Annotated in this window: 10 protein-coding genes; 3 read left to right on the forward strand and 7 right to left on the reverse strand. The window is 61.7% G+C overall.

The annotated features are described in order from the left end of the window. Positions 1 to 270: 270 nt before the first annotated feature. From A0O30_RS11455 to A0O30_RS11465, 3 genes are all read right to left on the reverse strand, one after another. On the reverse strand, positions 271 to 933 hold the full coding sequence (locus A0O30_RS11455; RefSeq protein WP_105946545.1) for a lysoplasmalogenase: 663 nt from the start codon (positions 931 to 933) through the stop codon (positions 271 to 273). A gap of 202 nt (positions 934 to 1,135) precedes the next feature. Beyond that, entirely contained in the window at positions 1,136 to 2,461 is a 1,326-nt protein-coding gene (gene aceA / locus A0O30_RS11460) for an isocitrate lyase (RefSeq protein ID WP_016711593.1), read from the reverse strand. Between the two features lie 493 nt (positions 2,462 to 2,954). Next, positions 2,955 to 3,689 (reverse strand): secretin N-terminal domain-containing protein, encoded by a 735-nt coding sequence (locus tag A0O30_RS11465; RefSeq protein WP_105946787.1) that lies wholly within the window; start codon positions 3,687 to 3,689, stop codon positions 2,955 to 2,957. Between the two features lie 318 nt (positions 3,690 to 4,007). Here A0O30_RS11465 and A0O30_RS11470 point away from each other — a divergent pair, with 318 nt between their 5' ends. After that, positions 4,008 to 5,450, forward strand: a complete 1,443-nt coding sequence (locus A0O30_RS11470; protein WP_105946546.1) for a SulP family inorganic anion transporter — start codon at positions 4,008 to 4,010, stop codon at positions 5,448 to 5,450. Positions 5,451 to 5,562: 112 nt separating this feature from the next. On the opposite strand, the gene fusA is transcribed toward A0O30_RS11470, so the two are convergent. Both fusA and A0O30_RS11480 read right to left on the reverse strand, forming a co-directional pair. Then, on the reverse strand, positions 5,563 to 7,674 hold the full coding sequence (gene fusA / locus A0O30_RS11475) for an elongation factor G (protein ID WP_105946547.1): 2,112 nt from the start codon (positions 7,672 to 7,674) through the stop codon (positions 5,563 to 5,565). 73 nt (positions 7,675 to 7,747) lie between these two features. Further along, entirely contained in the window at positions 7,748 to 8,173 is a 426-nt protein-coding gene (locus tag A0O30_RS11480) for a hypothetical protein (protein WP_105946548.1), read from the reverse strand. 245 nt (positions 8,174 to 8,418) lie between these two features. Here A0O30_RS11480 and A0O30_RS11485 point away from each other — a divergent pair, with 245 nt between their 5' ends. Further along, positions 8,419 to 8,721 carry a hypothetical protein gene (locus A0O30_RS11485; protein WP_105946549.1) on the forward strand — a complete coding sequence of 101 codons (303 nt, stop codon included), beginning with the start codon at positions 8,419 to 8,421 and terminating at the stop codon, positions 8,719 to 8,721. Between the two features lie 3 nt (positions 8,722 to 8,724). On the opposite strand, the gene A0O30_RS11490 is transcribed toward A0O30_RS11485, so the two are convergent. Next, entirely contained in the window at positions 8,725 to 9,975 is a 1,251-nt protein-coding gene (locus A0O30_RS11490) for an aspartate aminotransferase family protein (RefSeq protein WP_105946550.1), read from the reverse strand. A 120-nt stretch (positions 9,976 to 10,095) separates the two neighbouring features. Then, the gene (gcvA, locus tag A0O30_RS11495) at positions 10,096 to 10,992 is read right to left on the reverse strand and encodes a transcriptional regulator GcvA (protein WP_105946551.1); all 897 of its coding nucleotides are present in this window, start codon (positions 10,990 to 10,992) and stop codon (positions 10,096 to 10,098) included. A gap of 255 nt (positions 10,993 to 11,247) precedes the next feature. Between gcvA and A0O30_RS11500 the strand changes: the two genes are divergently transcribed. After that, complete coding sequence (locus A0O30_RS11500) at positions 11,248 to 12,630, forward strand: amino acid permease (protein ID WP_105946552.1); 1,383 nt, start codon at positions 11,248 to 11,250, stop codon at positions 12,628 to 12,630. Positions 12,631 to 12,633 lie beyond the last annotated feature (3 nt).

Genomic DNA, 12,633 nt, shown 5'->3' on the forward strand with positions numbered 1-12,633 from the left:
TTTATGGGTAAACCCGGTGCAAGTAAAATTTCTGTCGCAAATTTATTCGTAGGATTAAGAACAAAACACGCTCGTAACTGGCTGAAAGCCTTGAGATTCGGGCATTGCGTGCTGTTTTGTTAATTATGTTTCTTGCGACTGGTAACGAATTACAAGTTTCGGAATGATAATTAATATCATTTGACCTGATGCCTTCTAATTTGGCTGTTCTGCGCCTTGTAAAGTTCATCTGGCGATTCCCCCTACTTGCAAATGCGAAGGGCTCTTGTTCTAGCAGCTTCCGGCGCTGCGCGCACCGCTCTGGGTCAATACTTTATCGATTGAGCCATGACCGACTGATGAAGCGATCGCCCACTGGCCGAGCCAGTAGGTAAGGATGATCAGGTAGGGCGCGGCAGCGAACGGGCTGACAAAGCGGTCAATGCCGATCAGGCTGTCGGAGAGCACGAACAGGCCGGCGCCGAGTGCGGCCAGCCCGCCGCAGGCCAGGGCGCGCCAGAGCATGGCGCTGATGGCCAAGGCGTAGAGCGCGACCGGGACCAGTAGCGGGCCAAGGCCGTGACTGGCCAGAACGCTGAGCAAGGTGAGGCCGGTGACGGCGCTAAGCAGCAGTGCGGGCAGGGCTGGGCGCAGGGTATGGCTGCAATACGCACGCAGGTAGGCGAGGTGGGCGCAGAGGAAGGCGGCCAGGCCGAACACGAAGAGGTCGGCGGGGATAGCGAGCAGGATGTCGCCGAGTACCGAGAAGGCCAGGCCGATCGAGATCCACGTGCGATAGGCTGAAGCGGGGGCGCTGCGCAACCAGGCGATCAGGGCCAGCACCGGGATGGGCTTGGCCAGCAGGGCAAGCACGGTGTTGTCGCTGGCCAGTGCATATATATAGAGAGCAGCGGCGGCCAGGGCGAGAATGATCAGGTGGCTTGGACGAGGCATGGGCGGTCCTTGCTACTGTGCTGCCTCAAGCATAGACCTGATCGTGAGATTTGCGTTTGTCTGTGCGGGCCCTTCGCGGATAAATCCGCTCCTACAGGTGCGCACAGGCTCTGTAGGAGCGGATTTATCCGCGAAGGGCCCGTACAGGCAAAAAAAGGCCCGGGGCTTTCGCAAGCCCCGGGCCTCTGTCAGCAACCCACTATCAGTGGAATTGCTCTTCCTCGGTCGAACCGGTCAGTGCAGTCACCGACGATGCGCCACCCTGAATCACGGTCGTCATGTCGTCGAAGTAGCCAGTGCCCACTTCCTGCTGGTGCGCCACGAAGGTATAGCCTTTGCTGGCGTCCGCGAATTCCTGCTCTTGCAGCTTCACGTAGGCGGTCATGTCGTTGCGGGCGTAGTCGTGCGCCAGGTTGAACATGCCGTGCCACATGTTGTGAATGCCGGCCAGGGTGATGAACTGGTGCTTGTAGCCCATGGCCGACAGCTCGCGCTGGAACTTGGCAATGGTGGCGTCGTCCAGGTTCTTCTTCCAGTTGAAGGACGGCGAGCAGTTGTACGACAGGATCTGGTCCGGGTACTCCTTCTTGATCGCTTCGGCGAAGCGGCGGGCTTCGTCCAGGTCTGGCTTGGCGGTTTCGCACCAGATCAGGTCGGCGTACGGCGCATAGGCCAGGCCGCGGGCGATGGCCTGGTCGAGGCCGGCGCGTACCTTGTAGAAGCCTTCACGGGTACGCTCGCCGATCACGAACGGCTGGTCGTACGGGTCGCAGTCGCTGGTCAGCAGGTCGGCGGCGTTGGCGTCGGTGCGGGCCAGGATGATGGTCGGAACGCCCGACACGTCGGCTGCCAAGCGCGCGGCCACCAGCTTCTGTACGGCTTCCTGGGTCGGTACCAGTACCTTGCCACCCATGTGGCCACATTTTTTGACCGAGGCCAGCTGGTCTTCGAAGTGCACGCCAGCGGCGCCTGCTTCGATCATGTTCTTCATCAGTTCATAGGCGTTCAGTACGCCGCCGAAACCGGCTTCGGCGTCAGCCACGATGGGCGCGAAGTAGTCGATGTAGCCATCGTCGCCCGGGTTCTTGCCGGCTTTCCACTGGATCTGGTCGGCGCGGCGGAAGGCGTTGTTGATGCGCTTGACCACGGTCGGTACCGAATCGACCGGGTACAGCGACTGGTCAGGGTACATGGACTCGGCCGAGTTGTTGTCGGCGGCTACTTGCCAGCCGGACAGGTAGATGGCCTGGATGCCGGCTTTTACCTGTTGCACTGCCTGGCCGCCGGTGAGGGCGCCCATGCAGTTCACGAAATCTTTTTCTGGGCGGAAGGACGGGTGGGCACCTTCGGTGACCAGCTTCCACAGTTTTTCTGCGCCTTGGCGAGCAAAGGTGTGCTCCGGCTGGATGGAGCCACGCAGGCGAACGACATCGGCGGCGGAGTAGGTACGGGTCACGCCTTTCCAGCGCGGGTTCTCGGCCCAGTCTTTCTCGAGGGCTGCAATTTGCTGTTCGCGTGTCAGTGCCATGGAAATAAGCCTCGTCGCATCGATCTTGGGTTAATTGTGCTGATGCCCGGGTGCAGATCAGGGTGCCTGGCGGCTGTCCTGTTCTAGAGAGTGCGGCGGCGAACGCGAAGGCTCGAAGGGGGAAGGGTGGGCAGGCCAGGCGAAGGTGTGCTCCGGCAGGTCGGCTCGTGGTTGCCTTGCTGCGGTGCTACGCGATTGCCAGTACTGCGGTGATGCGCTTCCGTCCCTCGGGACAACTTCTTCGTTGCAGTCGCAATCCCGTCGAACCGCCTTGTGGGCCGTATAGACACGAGGCGCCTCCAGGGGTGGGAGGAGTACGCCTCGAAGGCCCTTGCCAGGGCCCCTGATTAGCGGGAGCGAGGCCATCATGCCCTTGGGAAAAAGGGCATGTCAAATGTTTTGTAGTGGAATTTTTCACTTACTACATCTTTGGTCTAATGCGACTTGGCAGTCAGTTTCAAGGCCTTTGGTCGAGGCCTTGAATTGCCTGGGATCAGTCGAGAAGGTCGACTTTGACACGTAAAGTCATGTTTTCACCCCGCTGGGTGCTGTAACTGCGGCTTGACGTGCTGCGGTCGGCTTGGCTCTGCTGGTTGTAGCCTGTCAGGGTGATCCATTCGCCGAGCTTGCCGGTGACGGTCGTGTCGGTACTTTGCACTTTCACTACATCTGCACGTTCATGGCTGATGCGGTCATTATTGGTGCTTATTTGCAGACGAACCGTATCACCGCTCAGGCTTGGCGTAACGTAGAAACCCTGGGTCACGTTGCGGTATTCGGTGTTGCTCTGCAGGCGCCCGTAGCCGTCGGTGCTGGTGCTGGTGATCGGGATGCTCTGGCCAACCTGGATCAGCGCCGGCTGGCCTTCGCTGGCCTGGATCTGTTGCATGCCGCCGTCGCGGTTGCTGGTACCGTAGTGGATAACACGGGCATTGCCACGGTTGTCCTGAAAGTTGCTGTCGTTGTTGTCGACGCTGATCAGCAGGCGTTTGGGGGCGGTGTCCAGTTGTTGCAGCAGGGCGCGCAGGTCGTCGATGCGCTCGGGGCTGGCGTTGACGATCAGCTTGTTCTCGAAGGCGCTGACTGTGCCGTCCTTGCCGATGAATGCCTGCGCCGCAGGCAGCAGTTCGGCGCTGGCGCGGTGCTGCAGCGGCACCACCTCGGTGGCGGCCTGGGCGACGAGGCTGGTAACCAGCAGCAGGGTGGTGAAAAGGGGGCGTAGCGGCATGTCCATGATCTCCGCGGGGGGAATCGCCAGAATGGCCAAGGCATCCTGCTTGTGCCGGGTGCACATTAAAACCTGCCTTTTATACTGGCTTTATCTAGGCAACTATAAATTATAGTCAGCCAGATAATTGCAGATAATTCCACGATGCAGGCTTGGTTGGTCAGCTCGCGCACATCACGCTGTGGCTGCTGTCGGACAAATTACGTAACATTCCCGCTACAATTTTTTGCCCGTTCTAAAGGCCGTACAGCTGCCTCGGGCGCTCCTGTGGCTCTGTGGGAGTGCTCCAGACAAGTGCTCGCCATACACAGGAATCTCATGAAACCCGCCCGACTACGCGCCGACCTGCTCGCCGGCCTCACCACCTCGTTCGCCCTGGTGCCCGAGTGCATCGCCTTTGCCCTGGTGGCTCACCTCAACCCTTTGATGGGCCTGTATGGCGCATTCATCATCTGTACCCTGACTGCGCTGTTCGGCGGTCGGCCCGGGATGATCTCCGGCGCCGCGGGCTCAATGGCCGTGGTGATCGTCGCGCTGGTGGTGCAGCACGGCGTGCAGTACCTGCTGGCAACGGTGTTGCTGGGCGGTGTGGTGATGATCCTGTTCGGCGTGCTGCGCTTGGGCAAACTGGTGCGCCTGGTGCCGTACCCGGTGATGCTTGGCTTCGTGAACGGCTTGGCCATCGTCATCGCCATGGCTCAGCTGGAGCACTTCAAGGACGGTGAGCACTGGCTCAGTGGTGCGCCGCTGTATCTGATGATCGGCCTGGTAGCGCTGACCATGGCGGTGGTTTACGTGCTGCCGAAGCTGACCCGCGCAGTACCACCGGCGCTGGTGGCGATCCTGGGTGTTGGCCTGCTGGTGTACCTGCTGGGGCTGCCCACCCGCACCCTGGGTGACATGGCGCACATCGCTGGTGGCCTGCCAGGGCTGGCGCTGCCGGATGTGCCCTGGAACCTGGAAACCCTGAAGATCATCGCCCCCTACGCGGTGCTGATGGCCATGGTCGGCCTGCTGGAAACCCTGCTTACCCTCAACCTGACCGATGAAATCACCGAGAGCCGAGGTTTCCCGGACCGCGAGTGCGTGGCGTTGGGCGCGGCTAACATGGTCTCGGGCCTGTGCGGCGGCATGGGTGGCTGCGCGATGATCGGGCAGACGGTGATCAACCTCAGCTCCAATGGCCGTGGCCGGCTGTCGGGGGTGGTGGCCGGGGTAATGATCTTGCTGTTCGTCTTGTTCCTGTCACCGCTGATCGAGCGCATTCCGCTGGCGGCACTGGTGGGGGTGATGTTCGTGGTGGCCCAGCAGACGTTTGCCTGGGCGTCGCTGCGGGTGCTTAACAAAGTACCGGTGAACGATGTGCTGGCGATCATTGCGGTCACTGTCGTGACAGTGTTTACCGACCTGGCCATGGCGGTGCTGTTCGGCATCATCATCGCGGCCCTTAATTTTGCCTGGCAGCATGCGCGGGAGTTGTATGCGGACTGCCATGAGGATGCGCAGGGCGGCAAGCATTATCAGGTACATGGCACGCTGTTCTTTGCCTCTACCACCTCGTTCCTCAATCAGTTCGATACGGCCAGCGACCCTGCTCAGGTTACGCTGGATTGCCAGCATCTGAGCTTTGTCGATTACTCGGCGATTGCGGCATTGAAGACCCTGCGTGAACGGTATGCCAAGGCGGGCAAGCAGTTGCGCGTGGTGCACTTGTCGGAGCGCTGCAAGAAGCTGTTGAAGCGGGCTGGTGAACAGCACTGAAGATAGTTGCTGCCTGTGCTGGCCTCATCGCGGCTAAAGCCGCTCCTACAAGGGGTGTGCGATCCCTGTAGGAGCGGCTTTAGCCGCGATGAGGCCGGTGCAGGAGAACGGCTTACTCGCCGCGGTTCTTCTTCACAATTGCATCGGCAATACTGGCCGGTGCCTCGGCATATCGGGTGAACTCCATCGAAAAGCTCGCCCGGCCCTGGGTCATCGAGCGCATCGAGGTGGCGTAGCCGAACATTTCGCCCAGCGGCACCTCGGCACGGATCACCTTGCCTGCCGGCGTTTCGTCACCGTCCTGAATCATCCCGCGGCGCCGGCTCAGGTCGCCCAGAATGTCGCCCTGGTACTCCTCCGGCGTCACCACCTCCACCTTCATCACCGGCTCCAGCAGCACCGCGCCACCTTTCTGCGATAGCTGTTTGGTGGCCATCGACGCAGCGATCTTGTAGGCCATTTCGTTGGAGTCGACGTCGTGGTAAGAGCCGTCGAACACCGCGGCTTTGAGGTTGATCAGCGGGTAACCGGCGAGCACGCCGTTCTTCATCTGTTCCTCGATGCCTTTCTGGATCGCCGGAATGTATTCGCGTGGTACCACGCCACCGACAATCTCGTTGATGAACTCCAGGCCTTCCTTGCCTTCGTCGCCGGGGGCGAAGCGGATCCAGCAGTGACCATACTGGCCACGGCCGCCGGACTGGCGGACGAAACGCCCCTCGATCTCGCAGGTATTGCGGATTTTTTCGCGGTAGGCCACCTGCGGCTTGCCGATGTTGGCCTCGACATTGAACTCGCGGCGCATGCGGTCGACGATGATGTCCAGGTGCAACTCGCCCATGCCAGAGATGATGGTCTGGCCGGTTTCTTCGTCGGTGCGTACGCGGAATGACGGGTCTTCCTGGGCCAGCTTGCCCAGGGCGATGCCCATTTTTTCCTGGTCGGCCTTGGTCTTCGGCTCGACGGCCACGGAAATCACCGGGTCGGGGAAGTCCATGCGCTCAAGGATGATTGGCTTGTCCATGTCGCACAGGGTGTCGCCGGTGGTCACGTCCTTCATGCCGATCAGCGCGGCGATGTCGCCGGCACACACGTCTTTGATCTCTGCGCGCTGGTTGGCGTGCATCTGCACCATGCGGCCGATGCGTTCCTTCTTGCCCTTGACCGAGTTGAGTACCGCGTTGCCCGAGCTGAGCACGCCGGAATACACCCGGGCGAAGGTGAGGGTGCCGACGAAGGGGTCGGTGGCGATCTTGAATGCCAGGGCCGAGAACGGCTCTTTGTCGTCGGCGTGGCGCTCCAGGTGCTTCTCTTCGTCGTCGGGGTCGGTGCCCTTGATCGCCGGGATTTCCGACGGGGCGGGCAGGTAGTCGATGACCGCGTCGAGCATCAGCGGCACGCCTTTGTTCTTGAACGAGGAGCCGAGGATGGTCGGTACGATTTCGTTGGCGATGGTGCGTTGGCGCAGCGCAGCCTTGATCTCGTCGACACTCAATTCCTCGCCTTCGAGAAACTTCATGGTCAGCTCATCGTTGGCCTCGGCGGCGGCCTCGATCATATGCGCACGCCATTCGTCGGCCAGCGCCTGCAGTTCTGCGGGAATGGGTTCTTCGCGGTAGCTGGTGCCCTGGTCGGCATCGTTCCAGTAGATGGCCTTCATTTTCACGAGGTCGATCTGGCCGACGAAGTTTTCTTCGCTGCCGATGGCCAGCTGGATGGGTACCGGGTGGTGCCCCAGACGCTGGTCGATCTGCTTGACCACGCGCAGGAAGTCGGCGCCCTGGCGGTCCATCTTGTTGATGTAGGCCAGGCGTGGCACATGGTATTTGTTGGCCTGGCGCCAGACCGTCTCGGACTGTGGCTCCACCCCGTCAGCGCCGCTGAACACCACCACCGCGCCATCGAGCACGCGCAACGAGCGCTCCACCTCGATGGTGAAGTCGACGTGGCCGGGGGTGTCGATGATGTTGAAGCGGTACTTGTGCGCGAACTGTTTGGTCGAGCCTTGCCAGAACGCCGTGGTCGCCGCCGAGGTGATGGTGATGCCGCGCTCTTGCTCCTGAGCCATCCAGTCCATGGTCGCGGCGCCATCGTGCACCTCGCCCATCTTGTGGTTGACCCCGGTGTAGAACAGGATCCGCTCGGTAGTCGTGGTCTTGCCGGCGTCAACGTGTGCGACGATGCCGATATTGCGGTACAGCTCGATGGGCGTTGTGCGGGCCATGGCGGACTACCTGCGGATGGGCGGATTCCACCACGTTAGCAGACCGGTGGAATCCTGCCCTGCCGCCGGGCCGTCAGTCGGCCTGGGCTTGCAGCATCCATTGGCCATCGACTTCACGGGCCAGGCCGCTGGCTGGCAGCAGGGCCAGCAGGCGCGGGTGCAGGGCGGCTTCGGTGAAGGTCTTGAGGGTGGTCAGGTCCAGCGCGCCGACCAGGTTGAGATCGGCTTTGGTGTACGACAGCCAGGCCTTTTTCAGCGCTTGGGCAACATCGCTACCCGAGGTGCTGGCGAAGCGGCGGTGCCACTGACGGCCGTCGAAGGTGAAGCTGTGGGCGTGGCTGTAGGTGCTCTCGTCGCCACCTTCGGCGCAACGGTGGCAGCGGCACGGGCCTTCGCCGAAGGCATTGCGCAGGTAGCTGTTGAAGTCCACGACGGGCTTGAGGGACAGGCGTTTGTCGACATCGAACAGGTCGGCGATCAGGGGTTCTTCGGCGCTCACTCGGGATCCTCGTGTGGTGTGGCGTGCATCGGCGGGCACCCTAACAGATCGGGGCATTCAGATCACCTTTTGCAGGCCCGGCCTCTTCGCGGGCTCGCCCGCTCCCACAGGTGCTGTGCACACCCCGGGCAACATGCGATCCCTGTGGGAGCGGGCGTGCCCGCGAAGAGGCCGGTAGAGACAATAGAGATCACCTGCCGTACTCTACGCGCCCATACGCCTTCACACCCACAGAGGTAACCCGCTTGAGCACCAAGTACCCGTACATCGCCACCGTGACCATCAGCGCCGAAGACCGTGGTGGAGATACCGAGGCATCGGAAAACCCCAACATGCGCGTTGGCCTGGAGGCGGTGACCGAAACCCTGAAGAAGGTGCATTTCGTCGGTACGCTCGCAGCCCCCGAGAAATCGGCCACGCACATTTGCGTGACCCTGGAGAACGGCCTGACCTACTACGGCCCGATCGTCAACGGCCATGCCGAACTCGAAGGCGGCTGGATTGCCTTCGAGTCCGACATGCTCACCCCGCAAGAACTGGGGCTGTAAGCCTCAGTTCAGCTCGGCCAGGCACTGCTCGAGGATATCCAGGCCTTCTTCGAGCACCTCGGCCTCGATGGTCAGTGGTGCCAACAGGCGGATGATGTGCCGTGACTTACCGCTGGGCATCAGCAACAAGCCCTTGGCCCGCGCTGCGTCCATCACCTTGGCCAGTTGTGCCGGCGCCGGGCTGCCATCGGCATTGACGAATTCGATGCCACGCATGGCGCCCACGCCGGTCAGGCGGCCGATGAACGGGCTCAGGCCCGAGGCCTGCCAGCGCTGGTGGCGGCTGACGATGGCCTGCTCCTGGCGTTCACCCCAGGTGGCGATGTTCTCGTCGGTCATCTGTGCCAGGCTGGCCAGCGCCGCCGCACAGGCAATCGGGTTGCCCGAATAGGTGCCGCCCAGGCCGCCCTTGGGCAGGGCTGCCATCAATTCCTTGCGCCCGACCACCGCACCCAGCGGCATACCGCCGGCAATGCTCTTGGCCAGCAGCAACAGGTCGGGCTCGATGCCAAGGCGTGGGAAGGCGAAGCGTTGGCCGGTGCGGCCGAAGCCCGACTGGATTTCGTCGATGATTATCAGGATGCCGCGCTCGTCGCAGAAGCGACGCAGGGCCTGGGCGAAGGCGGGGTCAAGGGCGAGGAAACCGCCTTCTCCCTGCACCGGCTCGAAAATGAACGCTGCCACGTCTTCCACAGCCAGCTCGACGCTGAACAGGCGGTCCATGGCCTTGAGCGCCTGCTCGCAGGTCACGCCGGTGTCGGCGCTGGGGTAGGGCAGGTGGTACACCGGCCCAGGCAGTTCACCGACCCGCTGTTTGTACGGGGCGACCTTGCCGTTGAGGTTCAGGGTGGCCAGGGTGCGGCCATGGAAGCCGCCGTCGAAGGCGATGATGGCCCGCTTGCCGGTGGCACCACGGGCCACTTTCAGGGCGTTTTCTGCCGCTTCCGCGCCGCTGTTGGTGAGCATGCCGGCCAATGGGTAGCTGACGGGCACGAACTCGCTCAGTTGTTCCATCAGTGCCAGGTATGGGCCGTGCGGGGCGGCGTTGAAGGCGTAGTGGGTCAGGCGGGTGGCCTGGGTCTGGATCGCCTCGACCACGGCGGGGTTGCAGTGGCCCAGGTTGAGCACACCGATACCACCGACGAAGTCGATGTAACGTTTGCCGTCGGTGTCCCAGACTTCGGCATTACGGCCATGGGAAAGTGTGATCGGGTGAACGATGGCAATGGATTGGCTGATACTTTCCTGGTTCATGGGCACGCGGGACCTTGTTCGAGTTTCTTATTATCCAAGCGTGTTGAGGGGTTATTCCGCAAACGAATTATTCGATTGCGGTCATTCCGTGGATTCGTGATCTTGCCGGCGTGGTCAATATCAATCGCCCTCAGCCACCCGCTCCCGGATCCATTGTACAAAAGCCCGGATCTTGGGCACTTCGGCCGCATGCTCGGCATGGGCGATGAAGTGCCGGCCATTGCTCGCCACTGGGTGATCCCAGGCCACCACCAGCTTGCCCTCGCTCAGTTCCTCTGCCACCAGGTAGCGCGGAATCAGGGCGATACCGCAGCCCGCAATCGCTGCGCGAATGCACAGGTAGAACGTGTCGAAACGCGGCCCGTGGTAGCTGTTCTGGCTATGCAGCCCCAGCCCCAGAAACCATTCGTGCCAGGCCTCCGGCCGCGACACGCACTGCAGCAGCCGGTGCTCGGTCAGCGCCTGGGCACTGTCGAAAGGGTGGTTGGCCAATAGCTGCGGGCTGCACACCGGCACCACTTCTTCGCTGAACAGCTCGATGCAGGTTGCCCCCGGCCAAGTGCCCTGGCCGAAGAAAAACGCGATATCAGCCTTGGCCTGCACCAGGTCGAACGGTTCCAGTTCGTTGCGCACGTCCAGGTGAATGCGCGGGTAGCGGTCGCCGAAACCCTTGAGTTTGGGCACCAGCCAGCGGGCGCCAAAGGTGGGCTGAGTGGCAATGCGCAGCACTTCAGTTTCATCGCCGTAGCTGAGGATGTAGCGGCTTGAGATATCGATCTGGGTGAGGATCTTGTTCACTTCGGTGAGGTACAGCGCGCCGGCCGGGGTCAGGTGCAGGCGGCGGCGAATGCGCTGGAACAGCGAGTGCGAGAGCATGTCCTCAAGCTGCGCCACCTGCTTGCTGACGGCGCTCTGGGTCAGGTGCAGTTCCTGCGCCGCGCGGGTGAAGCTGAGGTGGCGGGCGGCCGCTTCGAAGCACTGAAGGGCGGTGGTCGAAGGCATCAGGCGTTTGGACATGACGGGCAAATACCGAGCAAAAAAGGAAGGAGTTCATTCCAAAGAGGAATCATGTGGTTCGAAAAGGTCGTTTGTTGACCCCGGCCTATAGATTAATACTGACCTGGATCAACGATTACAACCGGTCATGCGAAGAGGAGGTCAGTACCCGCTTCCGGCATCTGCAAAACAACAACAACGACTATCAGAAATTTAAAAGAATTCTGCTCCGACCTTCAGCCGCCTCGCTGCGGCCGACCCATTCGAGGGTTCTTCATGGCTTCGCAAGACAACAAGAAACAGCGTTCCCTGCAGCACGGCCTGACCTCCCGTCAGGTGTCCATGATCTCCATTGCGGGCATCATCGGCGCCGGCCTGTTCATCGGCTCCTCCAACGCCATCGCCACCGCCGGCCCGGCCATCCTGATCTCCTACGCCATGACCGGCCTGCTGGTCTTGCTGGTGATGCGTATGCTGGGCGAAATGGCCATCGCCAACCCCAACAGCGGCTCGTTCTCCACCTATGCCTCCGAAGCCATCGGCCCATGGGCGGGCTTTACCATCGGTTGGCTGTACTGGTGGTTCTGGGTGCTGATCATTCCGGTCGAGGCCATTGCCGGTGCGGACATCCTGCATGCCTACTTCCCTGGGGTGCCATCGTGGCTGTTCGCCTTCCTGATCATGCTGGTGCTGTCGGGTACCAACCTGATCAGCGTGAAGAACTTCGGTGCCTTCGAGTACTGGTTCGCCCTGGTCAAGGTGGTGGCGATCATTGCCTTCATCGTGGTCTGCACCTTGGCCGTGCTCGGCTTCTGGCCGCTGGCCGAAGTGTCCGGGGTCAGCCGACTGTGGGACAACGGCGGCTTCATGCCCAACGGCTTCGGGACCGTGCTGGGTGGTGTACTGATCACCATTTTCTCGTTCTTCGGTGCCGAAATCGTCACCATTGCCGCTGACGAAACCGCCAACCCGAAAGACAAGATCCGCCGTGCCACCAACCTGGTGGTGTACCGCATCGCCATCTTCTATCTGGCGTCAATTTTCCTGGTGGTGTCGCTGGTGGCCTGGAATGACCCTGAACTGAAGGCGGTCGGTTCGTTCCAGCGCGTACTGGAGGTGCTGAACGTGCCGGGTGCCAAACTGCTGGTTGACCTGGTGGTGCTGGTAGCGGTGACCAGTTGTATGAACTCGGGGCTGTATACCGCGTCGCGCATGCTCTATTCGCTGGGTGCCCGTGGTCAGGCTCTGAGCGTTACCAAGCGCATCTCCGGCTCCGGCGTACCGACCGTGGCGGTGATCTTCTCTACCCTGGCAGGCTTTGCCGGTTGCTTCGTCAACTATGTGTTCCCGGGCAAGGTGTTCGGCTTCCTGCTGTCCACCACCGGTGCCATTGCCTTGCTGGTGTACCTGGTGATTGCCGTGTCGCAACTGCGCATGCGTGCCCGTGCCGAGCGCGAAGGGCGGCCGCTGGAGCTCAAGATGTGGCTGTTCCCGTGGCTGACCTGGCTGGTGATCGGCACCATCGTCATGGTGCTGGGCTACATGCTGTTCAGCGATGCCTACCGCTACGAAACCCTGATGACTGCTGGCGTAACCCTGTTCATCCTGCTGGTTTCGCTGACCCAGCGGCGTGCCAAGGTGGTTGCCCAGACGGCCTGATGT

Source organism: Pseudomonas sp. LLC-1 (genome assembly GCF_002992185.1).
GTDB lineage: Bacteria > Pseudomonadota > Gammaproteobacteria > Pseudomonadales > Pseudomonadaceae > Aquipseudomonas > Aquipseudomonas monteilii.